The organism is Paenibacillus sp. MY03, assembly GCF_002165585.1.
Lineage (GTDB): Bacteria > Bacillota > Bacilli > Paenibacillales > Paenibacillaceae > Pristimantibacillus > Pristimantibacillus agaridevorans.
Map to the genome: position 1 here is coordinate 1 of NZ_MXQD01000004.1, position 23109 is coordinate 23109.

A 23109-nucleotide genomic window follows, 5' to 3' on the forward strand; every position below is an offset into this window, starting at 1 on the left:
GATCTACACCTCTAATCCTGGGGGCTGGCCCCCAGCTGTTTATCGCGAAAGAATGCTGTCACAGGCAGCTTAGTAACGAGATTTCTGAATGAGGGTGTTTTCAAACTGCACTTTTTTTGACAACTCCAGTTATATTTCTCGTTCCATACCACACGGATGTCCAAGAGCTGGCCCAGCTCAAAATCCTCCACTCGGATGTTGTCGAAGGTGACGTTCCGTACCGTGTTATTATCTCCGGCGTTAATGTTCATGGCGCCCCAATAACCGGGCTGGGGCTCATGATGCTCCAATATATCGATGTTGCTGAACTCGATATCCTCGATCAAGTCGCCTCCCCGGCGGTAGTCCCCATGTCCGCCGATATTCATCGCATGGGCTACGTCAGCCCAAAGGACGGAGTTCTTGACCCTTACGCAGCGCGAATCCCCTTTATAATCCCAACGGCTTCCGTATACGGCTATACAATCGTCGGACGTCCGAAGGAATACATCTTCGATCTCGATATGCGAGCTTGACATCATGTCGATGCCGTCGCACCACCCCCGCGTGCTGAAGGACTTGAAGTTGCGAATCCGGATATGATCGGACTTGCCGATGTAGATGCTGTAGTGCGGCGGGTCCAGCAGCACGATTCCTTCCACGCTAATATGGTTCGAATAGGTGATCCTCACACCCCGGAACGCGGAGAACCGGTGGAAATCGGATAAATACAACACGCCTCTGCCACGAATCGTTACATCCTGCACATGGTCGCAGACAAGCGAGCCGACGACAATGGCGCCGCCGGCGATATAGACGGTTTTCCCCGACGGGATGCGGAAGATCGTCTCCTCCAGATAGTGCATCCCGGGTCCGAAATAAATCACGTCCGGCGCCGCGCCTCCCGGCTCCTTCGGACTGCCGGCCAACTGATAAACATCCTCCATCCGATGGATGGCAGGTTTCAGGAACAGGACGTTCGGACCGTCCGCTTCCGGCGGATTCTCCTCCGGAGCATTCGCGAATAGATGAAGATTGCCGAAGCGGTCACCGTTCACTTCGATGGACAGCTTGCACGGTTCATTCAAACGGAAGGTTATTGCCGCTCCTTCTACCTTGAACGGAATTTGTTTCGAGAGAGGCCGGATAACGACTTGCCGTACGATTTCCTTCCGGCTCTCGACCCTTACCTCCACGCTTCCTTCCATGTCGAAATAGGCAATGGAGGCACGTCTCACGTTATGCATGTCCACCTTCGCTTCATATACGAAAAGCGGCTGCCAGTTTTCCCCGGCAGCACGGACGCTTACGATAAAATCATCCCGGCCAACCGCACCTGCTGGCGCATCCCAAATTTTTAAATAGCTCAACGAAGTTCTCCTCCTTGAAAGCAATCATTCCAAATACCGTCTTCGTAACCTTGTCGTAACGGTAACACTGAAAGCCTCTTCCCTATCACTTTAATATCATACTTACGAGTGTTCAAGTTCTCGTTTTATCAAAATGCCGATTTGATGGTTTTTAAACTGAAAAAGCCGGCATCGCCGGCTCCTCATCCACTACCGTAACCCGAGTACTCGACCACCGTAAGACTTAACTCAATATGAATACCCTTCGGATCGGTCACAAACTTGATATTACGTATTCACCTAGCACTACGTGCAGGTTCATTGCATGATCTGATTCGTATCAGGATTTGTCTGGTTGTCAGCAATTAGGTTGTTCCCTTATACTATTGAGTATTGCAGGTATGAACTGCTCGAGAATAGAGGAGCCATCTTATGTCCGAAATACCGCTTGTCGATAAAGCTTACCAATCTATACGCCAACAGCTTCTGGACGGAGCGCATCTGCCCGGAGATTTGTTCTCGGAGAGCGAGCTAGCCGAGAAACTCGGCATGAGCCGAACCCCGGTCCGCGCCGCCGTATCGCTGCTCGAGAAGGAAGGGTTCGTCCAAACGCTGTACAAACGGGGCATTCTGGTCAAAGGCATCGACATTAAAGATCTGTATGATATTTTCGATTTGCTGGGCGCGTTGTACTCGTTCGCCTTGGACCGAATGGCTCAGGGCATGTACGAGTTGGACTTAGAGGCGATGCAATCGCATTACGACCGGCTCGTGAAGGCAAGCGAGGAGCAGAAGTACCGCGAGTATTACGAGAACGGCCTGATGTTTATGCGTACGCTGCTTACGGCTCTGCAGAACCGGTATATGATCGATACGTTCGAGCTGCACAGGGATAAGCTGCTGTACTTCGTCGTCGCCTACCGATTGACGAAGGGCAATAACCGCCCATATACGGGGAGGAAGCTGTACAAGGAAATTCTGGATCATCTCTCTAATCAGAACTATATGGAAGCCAAAACGATCATTCAGCAGCATTCGCGCAATATGCGCGAGGATTTGCTTCGCCACGGTTATATGACTTGAATAATCCGAATGCACGCCCGCTCCATTATATGCCATCACTTTCATAGCCTTCGGCGCACGATGCGCCGAGGGCTTTTTTGTATTTCTCGTAAATCGGGGGCGGCTTGTTTATAAAATCTAATTATTCATTTAACACTAGCCTTACATACAACAAATATGATTCTTGTATGCAAGATAAAAAGCCAAATGGAGGGAAATCAAATGAATCCAATAAAATTCGTTCACCTCACCGACACGCACATGAACGCACCGCACACGGAAGGGCCGTTCGTCAAATTCAATCTGGCGGATAAAGTCAGACAGGTCTTCGCGCATATTCAGCAGAATCGCGTCAATCCATCGTTTGTCGTCATTACGGGCGACTTGTCGCATGAAGGCAACACGAAGGACTACGAATACATTCGCGAACTTGTCGATGAAGGATCGTCCTTACTCGGCATTCCGGTCTACGTGGTGCTTGGCAACCATGACCATCGCGCTCCGTTCCGCGAAGGCTTCTTGAAGGAAGAGCCGTCCGAGCAGCCGTACTACTACAGCCATACGATTCAAGGACTTCGTCTCATCGGCTTGAATTCTCAGACTCCAGGGCACCATTATGGCCGTATCGACAACGAACAGCTCGCATGGCTGGAGGAAGAACTGAGCACGCCGGCCGACCGCGGTACGATCATCGCCCTTCACCATCCGCTGCTGACGATCGAATCGATGCCGGCTGAGCATGTGCTGGCCGACCGCGAGCAGCTAGGCCAAGTGCTAGCCGGAACAGACGTTGTCTGCATCGTGGCGGGCCATGTTCATACGAACAATGTCGGCACGTACAACGGCATTTGCAGCATCGCGGCGAACGGCACGGCGTTTACCGGCGAGTTGGCGGACGATGACCACTTCAGCATGGTGGACTACTGCAGCTACAATGTGGTCAGCGTCAATCCGGAAGGCGTGTCGGTTCAGACCGTTGTCATGCCGGGGGGCCGGGATGAATATCTTCGTTTCCCGCTTGCCATGCTTGCCGCTCAGCACTAATCGCTCGTCCCATCCAATAATATTCGACAGGGAGCCTTAACCATGACTAATGAATTAATGCCAGCTTGCCTGCTCCCCCTTCAGGGGGTATATAATTTCCGCGATATGGGAGGCCTTCGCACGACGGATGGCCGTACGGTCAAACAAGGGCTCTTGTTCCGCGCCGCCGAGCTGACCGGCCTAACGCCTGACGATCATCTGGCCTTAGAGGGGATTGGCCTCAAGCATGTGTTCGACTATCGCAACCGAGCGGAAGCCGAGAAGAAGCCGGATCCGCAGATCGGCCAAGCTGTCAATCTCCGAGTCCCCGCGAATGCGGGCGCCGAGGATCAGCCGGATTTGGACCTTGCCCAAATGTTCGCGCAAGGTCTGCATAAGCAATTCTCGAAGGATATGCTGGACCGTCTCTACACCGATCTGCCGATTCGGAACGCTTCGTACAAGCAATTGATGGAGCTGTTGAAGTCGCCGGCATCGAATTTGCCGCTCGTTCATCACTGCGCCGGCGGACGTGACCGTACCGGCATCGGCAGCATGCTGATCCTGCTGACATTGGGCGTTCCGTACGAGACCGTGATGGAGGATTATCTATTGTCCAATGTGACGCTGGCCGGGTTTCATCGGCATATGTTCGATATCGCGGCTCAGTATGTGAGCATGGATGATCTGCGCGAAATCGAAGCTGCGATGAAGCTGCAGGAGCGCTATCTGAACGCGTCGCGAAACCGTATCGATCAGGAGTACGGCACCTTCGAACGGTACCTCGAAGCCGAATTCGGCATTGATGACGAGGCGCGTCAACACATTCAAGCCTATTGCCTGGAATAGTCCACAATGAAATCTGGAGGAATCGATTAATGAAACGAATTGCGAAACGAACTATGACGCTTGTCTCGTTAGGCGCCATGATCGGGCTCAGCGCTTGCGGCGGTGCAAGCGGCGACAACGTCTCGGCGACGCAAGCGGAGATGGGGACGCTTGATCCGGCCAATCCGACAACAGTTGCCTTCTATTCGTACAGCCTCGCCTATCCGACGATGAAGCCGGGGATGGAGCAGTTGATCAAGGAATTCAACGATACGATCGGCAAGGAGAAAGGCGTTATCGTCGAGGGCGTGCCGGACGCGACGATGCAGCAGTATAAGGCGGATATCTCGGCCGGCAAGGCGGTGGACATCGTCCAGCATCCGTTCGGCACGCTCGACAGCTCCCGCATAAGCCTTGGCTTCAAGGCTTACGAGGACACGTTCCCGCAAGAGGAGCTTGAGAGGCATCTGGAGGGCATATCGCCTAACGCGCTAGAGCTGGGCAAGATCGACGGCAAGATGTACGGGCTGGCGTTCACGTTCAGCACGCCGATCGTGTTCATTAACGGGAAACTGTTTCAAGAGGCAGGGCTCAATCCGGAGCAGCCGCCTGAGACATGGGAAGAGATTAAAGCAGCCTCTCTTCAGATCAAAGAAAAAACCGGCAAGGACGGCTTCGGCCTCGCGCCTAGCAACGGCTGGATAACGGAGGGGCTCATCCTCAGCAACGGCGGACAAGTCTTGTCAGACGACCGCAAAGAGGCGCGGTTCGCAGGCCCGGAAAGCACTGAAGCGATCAGCATGTGGAAGGACCTGTACCAGAATGGCGCATCGGCTGCCGGCACGGAAGCCGAGCTCTCCGAGCAATTTATGGCGGGCAATTTGGGTATGTACGCTTCCTCCACGGCGCTCCACAGCGGCGCGAAGCAAGCGGCCGACGCAGGCGGTTGGAAGCTGTACGGTGCGGGCATGCCTCGGTTCGCCGACCAGGAAGCCGTTCCCGTCAACTCGGGCAGCGTGCTGGCCGTGCGGCCGGACAGCTCCAATAAAAACGCGGCGGTATGGGAATTCATCAAGTTCGTGACCGGCGACAGAGGCTACACGATCATTACGTCACAGGTCGGCTACTTGCCGCTTCGCACGGGGCTGGCCGATGATCCGAACGGCTTGAAGGACTTTGTCGAGCAAAATCCGCTGTATAAGATCAACCTGGAGCAACTGAAGAAAATCAAGCCGGTAGCGATCTGGCCGGGCGACAACGCAACCGAAATCGCAACGTTGTTTACGGATGCCATCGTCAAAGCCATTACATCGGACGATGATGTCGCGGATACATTGACCAAGGCCCAGGACGCAATCAATGGCATGATCCAGTAATGCAGCCATACAGCAATACTCGGCAAGACGCAGTTCTTTGGACAAGGAAGGAATCGCGATGAGCAAAACAATGGAAGAATTGTACTCTCCCCTTGTAAAGGGGAAACAGAAGGCGGCTGCGCGCAATTGGAACAGTTCCAAGCTCTGGCGCAAGCTAAAGCCCTACCTATATTTGCTGCCGGCGGCCATCCTGCTCGGAATCTGGATGTACAAACCGTTGATCCATACATTCTATCTGGCTTTCCACAAGTGGAGCATGGTTCCGGGCACGGACAAGCTGTTTGTCGGCTTCGATAATTTCACGCGGCTGCTGCAGAACGAAGCTTTCGCCGGAGCGATCGGCAACACGGTTTTCTATACGCTCGGATTGCTGCCGTTCTCGATAGCCATCCCGCTCGTACTCGCCGTTGTGACGAACCAGATGAATCCGAGCATGAAAAATTTTTATCGCGCGCTGTTCTTTATTCCCATGATTCTAGCGCCGGTGTCCGTAAGCGCAATATGGCGGTGGTTGTTCCATCCGTCCAACGGGATCGTCAACCATCTCTTGCTTAAACTCGGGTTCGTTCAGGAACAGATCGCATTCTTCTCGGATGCGTCTTGGGCGAAGTGGATCATCCTGCTGATTACGGGCTGGAAGATGCTCGGATTCAGCACGATTATGTTCGCTGCCGCTTTGACCGGCATTAACCGGGAATATTATGAGGCCGGAGCGATCGACGGAGCCGGCAGCTTCCGCCAATTTTTGTACATTACGGTTCCGCTCATGTCGCCTATGATTCTGTTCATGCTGACCATGAGCCTGCTGTTCTCGAGCCAATGGACGTTCGCGTATATCGATATTCTGACGACGGGCGGTCCTTACGGCACTTCGACGAACATTTATTACGAAATGTATCGCTTCGCGTTCTCGAATTTGAACGTCGGCGTCAGCTCGGCGGCCGCCATGCTGTTCTTTGTCCTTTTCGGGCTGATTGCGCTGTCGCTAAATGCCGTATCCCGCAGGTTCGCCTTTTATGATAATTAACGCTTCAAAGGAGATTGGCCAATCATGAATAAACGGTCTCAGGTTCTCTCGATGTTCCAGCATGGAGCGCTTGCTCTGATGTGCGCGGCAGCCATCATCCCGTTGTATTGGATGGTCATCTCCTCGCTCAAGAACGAGTCGGAGATCTTTACCGCCAGCTTGTTCCCGCTTCAGCCGACATTCGGGAATTACAGCTACGCTTTCTCTCAGATGCCGATCGTGCGGATGATCTTCAACTCGTTCGGCGTGTCTATCCTCATGACGGTACTGCAACTGGCAACGGGTCTGCTCGCCGCTTACGCGCTCGTAAGGTGGAGGTTCCGCGGGAAATCGCTTATCTTCGCCCTGCTCAGCGTGACCTGGCTCATTCCGTTCCAGGCGATCATGATCCCGAACTACGTCCTCATCAACGATATGGGACTGAACGAAACGTTGCTTGGCATCGTCTTGCCATTCGGCGTCTCCACGTTCGCCATTCTATCGTTGTATCAGGCCTTTCAATCGTTCCCGGGCGTGCTGATCGAGGCGGCATGCATCGACGGGCTGAGCGACTGGGGCATTCTCACCCGGCTCATCCTGCCGAATATCCGCTCCACCGTGGCTTCGCTAGGCATCATACAGTTCATCAATGCGTGGAACGAATATTTGTGGCCGATGCTGGTGACCAAGGATATGAATAGCGCGCCGATTCAGATCGGTCTGAAGCTGTTCGTCAATTCCGACACGAATATGTGGGGGTCGCTCATGGCGGCGACCACCGTGTCCTGCCTGCCGATCCTGCTCATCTACCTCGTGCTTCGCAGGCAGATCGTCGACTCGTTTATTCGATTTGGCATCAAGTGAATGTAGATGGACAGAAATAGCCCCGGACGCGAGAGTCCGGGGCTATTTCGATTCAAACCGATGGTGCCGATCGAGATCAAATCCTCTAAATCTTCCCCGGTATTATCGAATTTTTTGACGTTGTGGTCACAAAGCAGAGCCATCGTGATTTTAACGCTAAGTTCTGAAATTGGATCGCCCTCGCGATTATTTAACACTATCATTAGTAAAGTTTTGTAGCACTTGACGTACTTCATCTGTTGACTTCGTTTGCATGAGCTCATTTTTCAACTCATCTGCCTTATCAAATCCATTAATATATATCTTGAAAAAACGAAGTAAATGAACAAATGGTCTCGGTTCTAGTTCTGTTGCATATTTATCATATAAATCAATATGGTAGTTTAATAACTCCATTTTTTCGTCTCTGCTATGCTCTCTAGGTGTTTTCTCAAAAGCAAATGGATCTTTAAATATACCTCTACCGATCATAATTCCATCAATTCCATATTGTTCTGCCAGCATTAAGCCTGTTTTTCGATCAGCTATATCTCCATTAATCGTTAATAATGTATGGGGTGCAATCTGATCACGAAGCTGTTTAATTTCAGGAATAAGCTCCCAATGAGCAGCCACCTTGCTCATTTCTTTCTTGGTTCGTAGATGAATAGAAAGATTTGCAATATCTTGTCGCAATATATGTGATAACCACTCACGCCACTCATCAACATGTGTATAGCCAAGTCTGGTTTTTACACTTACAGGTAATCCACCTGCTTTAGTAGCTTGTATAATATCTGCTGCAAGCTTAGGTTGTAGAATAAGTCCGCTACCCTTAGCTTTAGCTGCGACGTTATGAGCAGGACAGCCCATATTAATATCAATGCCTTTAAATGCAAGCTTAGCTAAACCTATGCTCATTTCCCTATAATAATCAGGGTTATTTCCCCAAATATGTGCAACCATAGGCTGTTCATCTTCTGTAAAGTATAATCTCCCACGTTCACTATATATAGCATCTGGATTACAGTAACCTTCCGTACTTGTAAACTCAGTGAAAAAAACATCAGGTCTACCCGCTTTACTCACAACATGACGAAACACAACATTAGTTACATCTTCCATAGGAGCAAGTACAAAAAACGGTTTAGGTAATTCCTCCCAAAAATTTTCAATCAACTTTAATTCCATTCCTCTCATCAGTATACGATAATCGCTAAAATAAACACCATTATAACATATTTTTATCATGCAACTATTAAGTTTGCCGGTAGCCAATGGCCTGAGCACTATACTATTCATAGCCAACCAAAACACTCTCATGTGTCTAGTATGTAACATGAAAAAACCAAACGACATCTCTGCCATTTGGTTTCATTTTTTGAAGTTACATCAACTGGTACATATATTACTAACGGTATTCTGTGTGTTGGGGCTATTATCACTTCTTCACCTTATAAAACTCATGATACAACTTCATAAGCGCCCGCTTCTCAATCCTTGAAACATAACTCCGGCTAATCCCCAGCTCCTTCGCGATCTCCCGCTGCGTCCGCTCATCCCCGCCGTGCACCAGCCCGAACCGGCCGATGACGACCTCCTTCTCCCGGTCATCCAATATGTCTAGGTTCTTGTAAATCTTGCTCTTCTCGATCTTGAGCTGCACTTTATCCGCCACGTCGTCGGACTCTGTACCGAGGATGTCGATCAAGGTGATCTCGTTTCCCTCTTTGTCCGTGCCGATCGGATCATGCAAGGATACGTCCTTGCGCGTCTTCTTCAAGCTGCGAAGATGCATAAGTATTTCGTTTTCGATACAGCGAGCGGCGAAGGTCGCGAGCTTCGTGCCTTTGCCCGTTTGGAAGCTTTCGATCGCTTTGATCAGGCCGATCGTGCCGATGGAGATTAAATCTTCGAGGTCTTCGCCGGTGTTGTCGAATTTTTTTACAATATGGGCGACAAGACGCAAATTATGTTCGATCAGGATGTTGCGCGAGTCTCCGTTGCCTTCTGCCATAAGCGCAAGATGTTTGGCTTCTTCTTCTTCCTTGAGCGGTTGAGGGAACGCGTTGTTTTTGACATACGAGACCAGCAGAGTCAGCTGTTTAATAAACAAAGCAATTGCCGAGAACAATCCCATCCTTCGTACACCCCCATGCTGTATTGGCAGAACCGCGGATGAAACGAAAGCCGAATCTTCGGTTCGCGTTTCCGGCCCATGCCCACTAGAACGTCAGTTGTACATTGTATGTAGGCAAGGGCCCATGTGTGCCTGTACGCAAGGAATCCATCTTGTAAACGGCAATATCGACATACATCAAATTTGCGCTAACTAGTATAAAGGATATTTCTGACGCAAGTCCTCGCGGTGAAGAACATTGGAATCTTCTCGAATATAGTGGCAAACGTATGAGCGGCGCCAGCGATCTTTGCTTCGGTTTTTGTTCGAGGAATGGATAAGAAGCTCGCTGAAAAACAGGATATCTCCCTTTTCCATGACAACCGGGATTTGCCGGCTCGTATCGACGCCTTCCGTCTCCTCGGTCCACGATTCGTGTTCTTCGATATTTTTGACCGCGCCATGCGGCAGCAGTCCCAGCTTGTGCGTACCCGGCATGACCCACAAACAACCGTTTTCCTCATCAACGGATTCCTCCATTGCCGTCCAAGCAGCAATCATGGTCATAGGGTCGTTTTTAATATAATAATAATCCTGATGAGACGCTTGACCGGGAGAGCCGGGTTCTTTGTAAAAATACATGCTCTGAACGCATACGGCTTCCTTGCCCATTAACTGCGCCAATGCTCCGCGTACGATATTGTTTTTCATGAGCTGCCTGGAGAAGCTGTCATGTTTATGCGGATTGAACAGGCGCAGCGAATATTTTTTGCTTTCTTCGACGGCGGCCCACTCTGGCATCGGGGATTGGTTGCGAATATCGTAGATGTGTCCGTTAAAGGCATCGATTAAATCCTCGCTCATTCCCTTTTTGAAGAGATAATACCCCTGCTCCCTAAAAAAGTCGACATTGTCTTGACTTAACGGTTGAATTGGCGCTGTATACTTATTAGTCATTTGTTATTCCCTCCATGTTAGAAACGTTTCTCTTAATAGAGTCAGAATACAGCGAACGCCCCTTCTCCACAATGGATACAATTAGCGGATATGTGTCTGAGATTGATATTTCAAATCCACCTATAATCTTAGCCGCAACAAAAAACGCCGTCACGAAATGTGATGACGTCTTGTTGGATAGGATGCTGGTTGCAACGGCGAATCCTCATGATAGCTTTGTATCTCTTCTTGATCATCACTCTTCAGCCATCTACAATGAACACAAGGAGGTGTCGCTTTATGCAGCTTGAGCAAACGGTTGTTGCACTGGATAAAATCGAATTCGTGTACGCCGGTTCGATCGTATACCCGCCCGGCGGCAAATTCGGACCGAGAAATCAACAAGACATTCAACTGGTCATGTTGTACACGGGAGACTTAAACCTATCCGTAAACGGACGAATGTACCGCGTAACGCCGGGCCACGTCATTATCCTGTATCCCGGGCAAGAGGAACATTTCTTCTTCTCGCCAACCGAAGAAAGCTGGCATCGCTGGATTTCCATTCATGTGCCTTCGTGGGAACCCGCCCCTGCAGAGGAACGGCCTGCCGATCTGGAATGTTATCCGATCTCGGAAGACATGAATCGGTTATTGGACCTCATGCTCCTCGTCCAATCGCAAGCCGCTTCCGACGATTCCATTATGCGCACATTCGGTCTCGCCGCCCTGCAGCTTCTTCCTATGGAATTATCGAGAGAGATTCGGCAGAAAGAGAAGCACCCCGCCGTCTACGCGGCGCTTGGTTGGATTCACGAACATTACGCAGGCGACATCGCACTCCACGATATGGCGAGCTGTGCAGGCGTATCCCCGGAGCATCTGGTCCGTCTGTTCCAACAATATGAACGGACTTCTCCTGTTCGATACTTATGGCAATACCGAATGAAACAAGCGATAAGCTTATTGACGAACACCGGCCTTTCCATTAATGAAATCGCGAGCCGGTGCGGATTCAAAACGTCGCATCATTTTGCCCGAATGATCAAGGGGACAACGGGATGCACAGCTTCGGAACTGCGGCAGCGTTCTTGGGGCGGCACGCGCAACGTTTAATTCGGTGTCCTCTTAATCGAGCTTGTTCCAGCTTGCAGCCGGCCCGCCGAAATCGGGAATCGCCAGCATTTCGCCTTCGCGTAGCGCCGATTCATGGGCGACGATGCCCGGAGCGCAATATTTGGCGGCGTTCCACACATGGGTCGGCGGGAGCTTATGCTCTGTGACGGCTTTGACGAAATCATCGGCCAAAAACTGATGCGATCCGAAATGACCGTTCGGCATCCCCAGGTACGAGGACGGCAATCGCTCTGCATCATGAACGAGGCTAAGTCCGCTCTCGAAATCCCGGCGCAGATCGACTGGGATGGAAGGATCGGCATCCTGATTCACGTAATCGTTGCTATGAAGGAGCGCGCTTACATCCTGCAGGTCGCCGGGTCGGATCGATGTCCAAATCGAGGATTGGCCGTGCTCCTCATAACTGCCTTGTGTGCCGAACATACTCATGTATACGCTGTTGTTGCCGGACCAGCCGACGCGGCGGAACTCGTTGAATCGACACATCCCCCCGTCCGACGTTCGCACAAGCGCCGTCTCGTTGCTGAACGGGTTATGCCAATAGTTGGCTTGCTTCCGAAAGATCCCGTCTTCGTGCCGATCTCGGTACCCAAGACAAGATACATGGGTGGCAGCCGCTCCCGTCACCGATAATATCATGCTGACCGAATGCGTTGGATAATACATGGGCGGGAATCCTGCGGCCTTCTTCCATTCCGTTCCGCCCGAATGCTGGAACGCTTCGTAGAACCCATGCGACATATCGTGAAGATATTGGGACTCGCCGTAGACGAAGTTGCCGAAATCGCCTTTAGCGAATCGATCCCGGCAATAGATGGTGCTCGGATAATAGTAGCTGGTCTCCCCCGTCATGTAGATCAATCCGCTGCGCGTCACTTCCTCAATAATAGAAGCAATGTCTTCAAGCGAGTGGGCCATGGGTACCGCGCAATAAACATGTTTCCCCGATCGAAGAGCCTGGAGCGTATGCGAGCCGTGCAAGTGCCGCTGGGTGAAGATCGCGATCGCATCCACATCGCTCTTACATAAGTCGTCCAGCGAAGTATAGGTTTCCGAAACTCCGAATTTGGCCGCCGCTTCCTTGAGCCGTTCCGGAACCGTATCGGCTATCGCGACCTTCTCCACCAGCGGATGTGCCTTAAACAAAGGAATAAAAGATTTGGCGAACATGCCAGCTCCAGCTATACCTATTTTCAACCCCATTGCAAATTCCTCCTCATTGGATTCAAATCTCTCCTATTCAGATTACCGAAACTTAAGCGACGTGTATTTAGCTGCACTTTGCAAATAAGTTGCCAATTACACTTTCTTTTCGTCTGCCGCTCGGCTATGATCGTTTGTATCGGCATAAGGTGAAGGAGGGCAACAAAGATGAACAGGATCGATATGGCCTATTGGGAACCCGAGCAGACGATTGATCACTTAAACGATTATTTCGCACCGCCATATATCACATTAGCTCATTTATTCCACGCCCCCGATCGTTGGGAGAAAAAAACAGGTCATCACAAGCAATATCAAATTCAGTACGTGTGCCGCGGAACAGCGATATACGAGATCGAAGGAAACGCCTATACCACGAATCAAGGGGATCTGATTATTCATCGCCCTTACGAAAATCATTCGGTCGCGACCGTGCCCGGACAACCTTATTCCTGCATATCGATTGTCTTCCACTTCGGCGATCGCCGCCTTCCATCGGAAGAATTGTACGGGAACATGCATCGTTTCGGACCGTTCTCCGACCATCCGATCGACGATTGGCTGCAGCAAATCGTCATGCATTACCATCAGCCCGGCGTCCTGCATCAGATGGAATGCCAGCGTTTATTACTCCATACGTTGGCCGAAGCGGCCAAAAGCTTCAAGCTGAACAACCTCTCGCCGATTCAGAGGAAAAACGCGGCCACGCTAATGCATGTCAAAAACGAGATTCAAAACCGGTATAACGAGGACATACGGCTAAAAGAATTGGAACAAGTATCCGGACTGTCCCGGAACTACTTGTGCAAGCTGTTCAAGGAAGAATTCGGCTTGCTTCCAATGGCGTATTTGACATGGCTTCGCATACAGAAAGCCAAAGAGCTCGCCGTTCAATCCAATCTGTCCATCGGCGAGATTGCGGAGAAGGTCGGCTACGCCGACGTCCATACTTTCGGCAAAATGTTCAAAAAAAAGACAGGCATGAGCCTGTCCCGTTATTGCTCGACTTACTATATGACCGAAGGGTCACGAAGCCAACTCCCGTAAATGATCTTCCGGATCGACGCATGCGCAACCTAGATAATTCACCAATCACTTCCCGCCAGTTTACCGCTTATAAAGAATCGGAAAATAATCGTTTGCAAACAGCTGTCCATTCGTCGGTCTAGGTCCTAACAGCCGAATGTTGTCATGGCGCTGGATTCCTGCACGATACCCGGTACCGCCTTTCATCACATGGGCGACGACCGACAGGCGCGGCTCGTTTGTCCGGTTCTGTCCCGAGCCATGGAACGTAAGCCCGTGATGGAAGCTTGCTTGCCCTGCTTTCAGGATACAAGGCTCCTCCACCCAGTCGCGGCCATCCGAATATTTGTGTTTCAGCTCTTCCATATTTTGATTGAAGAACGAATCGCTGTCCGGCACCAATCCCCACTTATGAGATCCGGCAATCGTCATCATGCCTCCATTGGTCAAGTCCGTATCCTGCAGAGCGATCCAGACGGTAATCATATCGGAGGTATCCGAGCATTGCCAATACCCGTAGTCCTGATGCCAGCCGACATTGCCGGCCTTCGTTGCTTTGTCTCCGATTCCAGGCTTGTAGATGACTTGGTCGTGCCACAATCGAATTTCGTCCGTCTCCAGCAATTCGGCAGACAATTCTCCAATCAGCGGATCCGTGACGACAGTTCGAATTTCGTCGTTAACCCACCAGCCGTTGTCCAGCTTGCGGAGCGCATCCGGGTTGTCGCTTAATCGGAAGTGGTTCATCGGATAACCGTCGCCGTCGTAATCCCCGCTCCAAATGCGTTCATGCGCTTGGCGCAATCGTGCAATCTGCTCGTCGTCAATCAGCTTGGGGCTGATCCAGTACCCGTCGCGGGCGAAAATCTCCTTATCCGCTTGCGTAATTTTGTAGCTTCTCTCGGCTTTTATTTGCATCGAAACACCCTCCTACTATTGGATGTCCTTAGCATACTACTAGAGCGATTCGTTTGACGTTCGCGCCGGTATTGAGTAGGATTAGAAACACGGAATAGTTATAGAAACAATCAGGACGGTGACTCATGGGAAAAACTGATGCCGATAAGTCTAAAGCCCGCTGGACATTTAACACTGAAATCGACCCGCCCGTGCAGCGTGTACCGGAACTTGTCATGCTTGGAAGCGATGAGCTCCGCAAAGCTGCTCCGTTATATGAGCATCAACATCCCGGTTGCTATGAATTTGTGTTTATAGAGAGAGGCAAAGCGAGCTGGGAGCTTGAGGGCAACCTCTTCGAAACCTATGCCGGCGATTTGTTCCACTCCAGACCGGGCGAGAAGCACAGCGGCGGATTCAACGCGATCGAACCCTGCAAATTTTGGTGGCTGATCATCGAAGCGCCTCATCGGCATGCCTGGCTTGGACTCCCGCCGGAAGAAACCCGTCTCATCAGCGATGCGATTGAACGCTTGCATCGCGTGAAGCAGGTCGGATTGTTTCCGGTGCAATCGTTCCAGAAGTTAAAAGATGCGATATCTTCGGAAAGCCCTCTCCGCAGTGTCGCTGTGCGCAGCGCGCTTCTCGATACCTTGCTCGCCTTGATACAATCGGGCGCAAGATCGGATACGATCGCTCACGATTTGCTTCACCATTATGACGCGTTGATCGCCCGAATGGAGCGAGAACCGGAGTGGCGGCCCACAGTCGACGAACTTGCCATGACGGCCGGCGTCAGCAGCTCCCACTTCTACCGCACTTTCCAAGCCTATACGGGAGAAGCTCCGACGGCATTCTCCGAGCGGCTCCGCGTAAAGGAAGCTTGTCGGCAGCTGACCGATACGGAGCATTCCGTAACGGATATTGCGTATCGGCTGGGTTATGCGTCAAGCCAGCATTTTGCGACCGTGTTCAAACGATTTATCGGCTGCACGCCGTCTCAATGGCGCGTTTCCGGCTCAGCGAGGGATAACTCCTCGAGAAGCCGCGGCTAGCTGATCATCCCATGCGGGTCAATGACGAACTTCTTCGAAGCGCCGCGGTCGAATTCCGAGGCCGCATAAGATGGACATCATAAGTTCGCGATGGTACTGGTCAGTCTCCATTACCCAACAACTCCACCCACATCGCGGTTCGCAGCTGCACGACCTCGCCGGGTTCGATCCCCCTGCTGCCTGTCAGGCCGGCATCGTATGGCAAGTTAAACGCATCGGTCACATACGTGTACGGCTCCAATGAAAAGGCGGATGACCAATCGGGCTTAAACAGCACAAGAAACGGAAAGCTCCGATCCGTCTCATAGGCAATCCGATAGCCGCTTTCCTTCATATAAATACGGCTTACACGTTCACCATCCGCTAGCGTAACAAGTGAACATCCAAGCTCCTGATAGTCCCTTAGCGAGATGCCTTCCCCGTCGTTCAACTTCTCCGCCAGCGCGGATCGCGACGGCAGCCCGGTGACGAAAGCTTCATTTGTTACCGGCCATTCTTCCCGAGCCGGGACGGTCAACTGAACGGAAGTCTCTTTTTCCGGCGGCAGATGAAAATAAGGATGCAACCCGAATGCAAATGGAGCCAATTGTTTGCCATGGTTGGAGATGGTCGCTTCCATCAACAGTCGCCCTTCATATAGCCGATGAGTCACGTCGAATGTGAGCTTATGGGGAAAATAATCCATGATGTCGGCATGCGCCGCTAACTCGAATCTGCCTGTCACGTACGCCCCATGTTCGTTAGATGCGCCATAATCGGTAACGCTCCAGGCTCTGCGCAACAGTTCCCCATGCAAATGATGATGAGGCGGTTCGTTGATCGGCAACTGGTACCTGTTGCCGTTAAAGATGTATGTTCCTCCCTTTATACGGTTGGGCGGAAACAAAATCGGCGTCCCGTACAGCGTCCTCGCGCCGAGATCAGCTTTAAACGCCGCCGCATTCGGCGGAGGCGACAGTACCTGAATGTCTCGCCAGCTGTATGATATGGCATTGTTGCCTGCTTCGGGCATAATCTCCGAGACCGCCTTATGTCTGGCATCGCTCAGTTCGTACACGATCGCGCCGTCCCGTTCGTGCTGTCTGGCTTCATATTGGCTTTGATGCATCGACTTCGTCCTTTCCAAGCCTGCTCCTACAAGCTCTCGGGAATGACAATACTCGTTTCCGTATAATAATATTGCTGCTCCGGCATTTTCCCGTTCAGGATTAGCTCATACAGCATGCGAAGCGAACGATAACCTTGCTGGGCAGGATTCTGGACAATGGTAAAGTCGATTAATCCTTCTCGCATCCCCTGCTCCACCTCGGGCATCAAATCATTCGCTATAATGCGGTATCGATTTGGTCTGTTCATCCCCTTGACCACATCCATACATGCGCCTATATGGCCCGTAGCCATATAGATCCCCTCGATCTCCGGGTATCTGGTCAACGCCTCCTTCAGCTTCTCGTAGGTATCTTCAAAACGATCGTAACCTTCAATCACTTGGACGATGTCAATGCCGCTGCCCGATAAATGATCGCCAAATCCCTTTACTCTGGCACGATGCGCATAAATGCTCAAATGTCCCGCCACCACCAACACCTTGCTCGGAGAACGAAGCACTCGCGCCATTAGACCCGCCGCAATGCGGCCGCTTTGGGGAAGATTCTGACCCACAAAACATATCCGTTTGGACTGCTCGACATCCGAATTGAAGGTGATCACCGGCACGCCGCTGTCCACCGCTTGATTAATGCTTAGCCGAATGAGGTCATCATCCATAACCGAAAACATAATGCCGTTTACGCCGTCTTTCACAAGCTTGCGTATGACGGCAGCACCCTCCTCCGGATTTTGATTGCTGACATAACAATATTCAAGCTGGATGCCGAACCCCTTCAGCTCATCGGCGGCTTCCTCGATACCGTCTCGTATTTCCTGAAAAAATTCGATCTCCCTAGGCGGCATAATGATGCCGACATGCAACGGTTTTTTGCTGAATGCAAGCGCTTTGGCCGCGGCATTAGGTACATAATTCAATTCTTCGGCGATAGCCATCACCTTTTCCCGGACGTGCGGCTTCACGCCTGGCCTGTCGTTTAAGACCCGGTCAACCGTTCCTCTGGATACGCCCGCTTTTACCGCTATTTGCCGAATCGTTACGCTCATGCGCAATCTCCCATCCTGTCCTGAGTATGTCTATGGATTCTATTATGAAAGAATGGAAGAACGTTATCAAGACGGCGTCAACGCATCAGTTGCTTAAGCCTTACCGTATGGTCGGCAAGAGCTTCCGCCGCCGGTTTGGCCTGCTTCTCAACCAGCATTTCTCCGATCCGGATATGTTTGGCTAACGAGCCGCCTGAGCCAATTCCGCTAACGGCCACAACAGTTCCTTCTTCATTTAGATGGAAATAAATTTGTCCCTCTTCGCCCATATTCCGTTCCACAATCGTAACGGCGCGATCGGTAAACCCGGCTACCTGCAGCGTCAGATCGTATTGGTCGGACCAGAACCAAGGCACGACCCCGTACGGCTTCTCCGAACCTAGCATATTGCCTGCCGCATGCATCCCCTGATCCACCGCATTGCGCCAAGCTTCCAACCGGATCCGATGATTGCCGAACAAGACATGCGGGAAGGAACAACAATCGCCGGCGGCAAAAATATTTGAATCGCTGGTCTGAAGCTTCTCGTTGACGCGTATGCCATTGTCTATATCAAGTCCGCTTTTTTCCGCAAGTGCGGTTTCCGGCACCGCTCCGATGCCGGCAATTACGATATCGCACGGAATTACCGTTCCATCGGCAAGACGCAGCTTGAATTCGCCTGCTCCCTTGTCGATTCGCTCCAGGGAAGCGCCCGTAACAATGCGAACGCCTTGTTTCCGATGTTCCTGCTCCACAACTTTCGCTATAGCTTCGGGCACGCCCCGGGCCAGCAGACGGCGACCCGCTTCCAGCAAAGTAACGGCGCAGCCTCGCTGTATAGCGCTTGCCGCAACTTCCAGACCTATAAACCCTCCGCCGATAACGACGACGCGCGAGCCATTCCGGAGCGATTCGCGGAGACGAACCGCGTCCTCGTAGCGGCGCAGATAGATCAGATCACCCGCTCCATCCCCGGCTATCTCCAGCTTTCTCGGCTTGGCTCCTGTTGCCAGCAGCAGCCGCATGTAAGGAATTTCTCTCCCGCTGGCCAGTTCCACGCGATGCCCCTCTCGGTCGATGCGGCGCACGGCATCGCCGCTGACCCAGTCGATGCGCTCCTCTGCCAGCTGCGCCTCGCTTACTACCGCTGCCAAAGACGGCTCCTCCACCGCTATCAGCAACTCCTTGGACAGCTTGGGCCGCTCGTACGGCAATAAACCTTCGTTCCCGATTAACGTAATTTCGCCGTCCCATCCCAAACTTCTTAATTCCAGCGCGGCCCTGACCCCGGCTTCGCCGGCTCCGACGACAACCATTCCACTCTCATTCATCCTCTGCCGCTCCTGTCTAATCGATCTTAATAAACACGCTGTCCGACTCCACCTTAACCGGATACATTCGAAGGTCGACGCATACGGGCGCGCGCTTGGCAGCGCCGGTCGGAATGTCGAATCGGCCGTTATGCTTCGGGCATTCAATGACGTTTCCCATGACCAAACCGTTAGACAGATGAAATTTTTCATGCGTGCAATAGCCGTCGCTAGCGTAGAAATGTCCCTTGTCCGTACGATATACAGCAAAAGTGCGCTCTCCATGGTCGAATCGAATGACATCCTCCTCTTCAATCTCATCGACTGCGCATACTTCAATCCATTCTCCGCTCATAATGGCATCTGGCTCCTTTGTTCGGTTTGTTTGTCGAAATCGTGCATATACGGCTGTGCCGTAGGCGGCAGCGGCTTGACGACGACGTAAGCCGGATTCTCTTTTTGCTTGCGCAATGCGCCAATGACTTCTTTGAGCGCCGCCCAAAGTCCGGGACGCGCCTCCGGGCAATCACTTTTCATCTCCTGATGCAGCTTGGGCAACGCATGATACGGAACCATCGGGAACATATGATGTTCGACGTGATAGTTCATATTCCAGTACAAGAACCGGAATACGCGATTCATATAGACCGTTCGGCTATTCAAGCGATGGTCCAGCACATCTTCATACAATCCGAGATGCTGCGTCATGCCGAACAGCAGCACCATCAAGTTGCCGTAGAACGAAGGCAGCACAATAAACATCGCCGGTAAAATGCTGCCGGTATATATACATGCGGCAATAACGGCCGCAAAAATGAGCAAGTATACCCGGGCCTCGCGAAACACTTTATGATGTTCGGTTGGAGGGATATATTCCTTCTCCTGTACCTCCATCCTGCCGACCGTGTGCAGGAAAAAACGTTTGATCTCAATCGGTCCGCCATACAGATGAAAAATTTGCATCACAATAATTTTCCAAATTGGCGGTCTTTCGGTCAAAATTTCCGGATCGCGCCCGACGATAATCGTATCCGTATGATGTCGGGCATGACTCCAGCGCCATGGCGTCGCAGAGCGCAATACCATAAAGGAAGCGATCTGGTAGACGACATCGTTCATCCATTGCGTCTTAAAGGCTGTGCCGTGTCCGCATTCATGCCAGCGGGAATCGCCGGGCGAAGCGTAAAAGGTGCCGTATGCAAAAAAAGCGAGAATGGACCACCATGTGCCCCAGGACAAATAAGCGAGATAACCCAATACAATAAGCGTAGCAAACCAAATGAGCGTATCACGGATCGCGGGTCCGTCCTTTCGTTTCATCAGTTCCTTCATCTTGGCGCGCGGGATTGGGGTTGCATACCATTCCGCCGCGGCCAGCCCCCGCTCCTCGGCTCGTTTGCCCTCCGGACCGGTCAAGCTGTAATCTCTTTTTTGCACGACGATTGCCATGAGCCTACCTCCTTTATGATTAAAAAAATCAATTTCCGTGCCCGGGCACATTTATGAGGAAAGAAGAAGCACGAAATCGGCTTCGACCTTTCCGTGCCCGGGCACAACATTATTATATTCTGATTTGCCCCGATCGGCAATATACAATTTATCGATCGGGCACTCATGTTCCTGAGAAGAATAAAATCACCTGAAGGATGACTGTCAAGCTCAAATATGCGATCTGTCGTCAAACTCGCTTCCTTTCTTCCTTTTTTTCTCACCATTCGTTTGCGTTAGCCAAAGACCTATTATCGTCTATGCTGCTATTCAGAGTTACTTTAACGGTCCATCGGCGTTTTTAACGCCTACAGCTGCTCGTTCACCTACTTTTTGGAGCCATAAGCGTTACTAACGACTATGGCTGCTATTCAGAGTTACTTTCCCGTCCATCGGCGTTTTTAACGCCTACAGCTGCTCGTTCACCTACTTTTTGGAGCCATAAGCGTTACTAACGACTATGGCTGCTATTCAGAGTTACTTTCCCGTCCATCGGCGTTTTTAACGCCTACAGCTGCTCGTTCGCCTACTTTTTGGAGCCATAAGCGTTACTAACGACTATGGCTGCTATTCAGAGTTACTTTCCCGTCCATCGGCGTTTTTAACGCCTACAGCTGCTCGTTCGCCTACTTTTTGGAGCCATAAGCGTTACTAACGACTATGGCTGCTATTCAGAGTTACTTTCCCGTCCATCGGCGTTTTTAACGCCTACAGCTGCTCGTTCGCCTACTTTTTGGAGCCATAAGCGTTTCTAACGACTAAGCACGCTAATCAGCGTTACTTTTCGGTCCATCGGCGTTTTTAACGCCTACAGCTGCTCGTTCGCCTACTTATAGTCGCAAAAATGACCGCCAACCTATTTTCCCATTACTGCTGAAGCTTATTATCCGGTTACGACTCAATAGTGTTTTCCTGTCCGTTTTTTGTCGATTTTCGGCATTTTCGGTTTTTAAAAAGTCCTTGTTCGTTCTGGTTAACACCACCCTGCGAGCGGGAAGCGAACGGAATATTATAGCGGAAATATCCGCCTTATTGGGCTTAGCCGGGGGCGTTCGGAATATTATAGCGGAAATTTCCGCTTTATTGGGCTGAGCCTGGGGCGTTCGGACTTTTATAGCGGATATATCCGCTTTATTGGGCTTAGCCGGGGGCGTTCGGACTTTTATAGCGGATATATCCGCTTTATTGGGCTTAGCCGGGGGCAGAACAGGCGAGTGACGTAGACGAAGTTTTATGCTTCATTGGCTCTTTGAGCCAGCCATACGGCAAACGAAGCATATTTTTAGGCTTCATTGGCTCCCCAAGCCAGCGCCAACAGCCGATGCCCAAGCCCGTTCGGCCAGCCTCTTAAGAATGAGCGCCTGCTCCCAACGGTCAGATAGCTCGTCATCTCCCGACTTCATGGCGTACGGCGCCGGACCAAGCTCGCAGACGAATGGAAATACGTCGCCGGGTCCCGCTTCTGTAAACCATTCGTGCATGCAACTCGACCACCAGCTCACGAACCTTGCAGAGCATGGATCGTCGCCCTCTCTGCCGATCTCCGTCTGAATCTGCTGGCCGTTCGATACCCGGCCATGGATGCAGGAGGCTCGCCGGAACAAAGGCACGAACCAACGCCCCGCTTCGATCGCATCCTGCTCCGCGGTTATCTCGCCCGCGAGAACGTAATGGGATAAGTCCAACGTGAGGCGCAGCTCCGGCAGCGCTTCGATGTACGACAGGGTTCTAAGCAGGTCTTGCGTAATTTTGCCTCGATGCGTCTCGACGAACATCGGGATTTGGGCTCGCTCGGCCGACTCCAGCAGCCCGCCTAGCAAACGAACGGCCTCGTCGCCCGTCACGAAGCTGTTTGCGACCTGAGCGTTCACGTATTGCGCGCCGAGCTCGCGGCACCGTTTCAGTATCGGAAGGAACGTGTCACCCGATGACGGAAAGCTCTGGACGCCCCATTGCAAACCATGACTCCGCAGCAATCGGACCCAGTCTTCCTGGCCATGCTCGGGCAGGCGGCTTAGCAGCCCAGCGAAACCCGCCTCCGCCACCCGCTCCAGCTTCCGCTCTATCGAAGTGTCCTCTTCGGACGGTCCGTTCATCGCCCACCAGGATTGATGAACTTCCAGCCGCGGGGGCAGGCTCGATCCATCGTTGATGCGCCTCAAAAGCCCCTCAGATGTATGCGTATTTGCCGATTTCTTCACGCCGATCACCACCCGTTTATAATATTTGTCGTTTCTATCACTCAATGATAGAGTAATAAACAGGTGAAAGAAATGAATGATTTGATTCAACTATTTATACAATTTGACGTATACGCAGGAAGAAAGGAGCTGGGT

At 51.6% G+C, this 23109-nt stretch carries 21 protein-coding genes and 1 pseudogene; 9 read left to right on the forward strand and 13 right to left on the reverse strand.

All coding sequences use genetic code 11. The annotated features are described in order from the left end of the window. Positions 1-11: 11 nt before the first annotated feature. Complete coding sequence (locus tag B1748_RS02690; RefSeq protein WP_256975497.1) at positions 12-1349, reverse strand: glycoside hydrolase family 28 protein; 1338 nt, start codon at positions 1347-1349, stop codon at positions 12-14. Positions 1350-1760: 411 nt separating this feature from the next. Here B1748_RS02690 and B1748_RS02695 point away from each other — a divergent pair, with 411 nt between their 5' ends. From B1748_RS02695 to B1748_RS02720, 6 genes are all read left to right on the forward strand, one after another. Further along, complete coding sequence (locus tag B1748_RS02695; protein ID WP_087566338.1) at positions 1761-2411, forward strand: GntR family transcriptional regulator; 651 nt, start codon at positions 1761-1763, stop codon at positions 2409-2411. 201 nt (positions 2412-2612) lie between these two features. Beyond that, a complete protein-coding gene (locus B1748_RS02700) occupies positions 2613-3434 on the forward strand; it encodes a metallophosphoesterase family protein (protein WP_179215341.1) in 822 nt (273 codons plus the stop codon). A gap of 42 nt (positions 3435-3476) precedes the next feature. Next, positions 3477-4262: a tyrosine-protein phosphatase gene (locus B1748_RS02705; protein ID WP_087566340.1), complete on the forward strand. Its 786-nt coding sequence runs from the start codon at positions 3477-3479 to the stop codon at positions 4260-4262. Positions 4263-4291: 29 nt separating this feature from the next. Then, entirely contained in the window at positions 4292-5617 is a 1326-nt protein-coding gene (locus tag B1748_RS02710) for an ABC transporter substrate-binding protein (protein ID WP_087566341.1), read from the forward strand. A gap of 58 nt (positions 5618-5675) precedes the next feature. Continuing rightward, positions 5676-6644: a carbohydrate ABC transporter permease gene (locus B1748_RS02715; RefSeq protein ID WP_087566342.1), complete on the forward strand. Its 969-nt coding sequence runs from the start codon at positions 5676-5678 to the stop codon at positions 6642-6644. 24 nt (positions 6645-6668) lie between these two features. Continuing rightward, complete coding sequence (locus B1748_RS02720; protein ID WP_087566343.1) at positions 6669-7487, forward strand: carbohydrate ABC transporter permease; 819 nt, start codon at positions 6669-6671, stop codon at positions 7485-7487. Between the two features lie 53 nt (positions 7488-7540). Here the strand turns inward: B1748_RS02720 and B1748_RS02725 are convergent. From B1748_RS02725 to B1748_RS02740, 4 genes and pseudogenes are all read right to left on the reverse strand, one after another. Next, a pseudogene (locus tag B1748_RS02725) lies at positions 7541-7630 on the reverse strand (RNA polymerase subunit sigma); the annotation flags it as partial. Positions 7631-7673: 43 nt separating this feature from the next. After that, positions 7674-8666 (reverse strand): tRNA dihydrouridine synthase, encoded by a 993-nt coding sequence (locus B1748_RS02730; RefSeq protein ID WP_179215412.1) that lies wholly within the window; start codon positions 8664-8666, stop codon positions 7674-7676. A 241-nt stretch (positions 8667-8907) separates the two neighbouring features. Next, positions 8908-9606, reverse strand: a complete 699-nt coding sequence (sigK, locus tag B1748_RS02735; protein WP_087566344.1) for an RNA polymerase sporulation sigma factor SigK — start codon at positions 9604-9606, stop codon at positions 8908-8910. A gap of 192 nt (positions 9607-9798) precedes the next feature. Next, positions 9799-10542, reverse strand: coding sequence for a phytanoyl-CoA dioxygenase family protein (locus B1748_RS02740; protein ID WP_087566345.1), 744 nt, complete (start codon positions 10540-10542; stop codon positions 9799-9801). Between the two features lie 279 nt (positions 10543-10821). Here B1748_RS02740 and B1748_RS02745 point away from each other — a divergent pair, with 279 nt between their 5' ends. Further along, a complete protein-coding gene (locus B1748_RS02745) occupies positions 10822-11637 on the forward strand; it encodes a helix-turn-helix domain-containing protein (protein WP_087566346.1) in 816 nt (271 codons plus the stop codon). A 12-nt stretch (positions 11638-11649) separates the two neighbouring features. Here B1748_RS02745 and B1748_RS02750 read toward each other — a convergent pair whose 3' ends face one another. Beyond that, on the reverse strand, positions 11650-12861 hold the full coding sequence (locus B1748_RS02750) for a Gfo/Idh/MocA family protein (RefSeq protein WP_087566347.1): 1212 nt from the start codon (positions 12859-12861) through the stop codon (positions 11650-11652). 168 nt (positions 12862-13029) lie between these two features. On the opposite strand from B1748_RS02750, the gene B1748_RS02755 reads away from it, so the two are divergent. Beyond that, on the forward strand, positions 13030-13908 hold the full coding sequence (locus B1748_RS02755) for an AraC family transcriptional regulator (RefSeq protein ID WP_087566348.1): 879 nt from the start codon (positions 13030-13032) through the stop codon (positions 13906-13908). Positions 13909-13968: 60 nt separating this feature from the next. Here B1748_RS02755 and B1748_RS02760 read toward each other — a convergent pair whose 3' ends face one another. After that, positions 13969-14805, reverse strand: a complete 837-nt coding sequence (locus B1748_RS02760; protein WP_087566349.1) for a phytanoyl-CoA dioxygenase family protein — start codon at positions 14803-14805, stop codon at positions 13969-13971. Between the two features lie 125 nt (positions 14806-14930). On the opposite strand from B1748_RS02760, the gene B1748_RS02765 reads away from it, so the two are divergent. Continuing rightward, positions 14931-15839 (forward strand): helix-turn-helix domain-containing protein, encoded by a 909-nt coding sequence (locus tag B1748_RS02765; RefSeq protein WP_087566350.1) that lies wholly within the window; start codon positions 14931-14933, stop codon positions 15837-15839. A gap of 100 nt (positions 15840-15939) precedes the next feature. On the opposite strand, the gene B1748_RS02770 is transcribed toward B1748_RS02765, so the two are convergent. From B1748_RS02770 to B1748_RS02795, 6 genes are all read right to left on the reverse strand, one after another. Next, positions 15940-16947, reverse strand: a complete 1008-nt coding sequence (locus B1748_RS02770; protein ID WP_087566351.1) for an aldose 1-epimerase — start codon at positions 16945-16947, stop codon at positions 15940-15942. Positions 16948-16973: 26 nt separating this feature from the next. Continuing rightward, entirely contained in the window at positions 16974-17993 is a 1020-nt protein-coding gene (locus tag B1748_RS02775; protein ID WP_087566352.1) for a LacI family DNA-binding transcriptional regulator, read from the reverse strand. Between the two features lie 77 nt (positions 17994-18070). Continuing rightward, complete coding sequence (locus tag B1748_RS02780; protein WP_218781611.1) at positions 18071-19306, reverse strand: NAD(P)/FAD-dependent oxidoreductase; 1236 nt, start codon at positions 19304-19306, stop codon at positions 18071-18073. Between the two features lie 16 nt (positions 19307-19322). Continuing rightward, complete coding sequence (locus tag B1748_RS02785) at positions 19323-19640, reverse strand: MocE family 2Fe-2S type ferredoxin (protein ID WP_087566353.1); 318 nt, start codon at positions 19638-19640, stop codon at positions 19323-19325. Further along, positions 19637-20734 carry a fatty acid desaturase family protein gene (locus tag B1748_RS02790; protein ID WP_087566354.1) on the reverse strand — a complete coding sequence of 366 codons (1098 nt, stop codon included), beginning with the start codon at positions 20732-20734 and terminating at the stop codon, positions 19637-19639. The genes B1748_RS02785 and B1748_RS02790 overlap by 4 nt, the downstream gene beginning before the upstream one ends. A 1328-nt stretch (positions 20735-22062) precedes the next feature. Next, complete coding sequence (locus B1748_RS02795; protein WP_256975498.1) at positions 22063-22974, reverse strand: sugar phosphate isomerase/epimerase family protein; 912 nt, start codon at positions 22972-22974, stop codon at positions 22063-22065. Positions 22975-23109 lie beyond the last annotated feature (135 nt).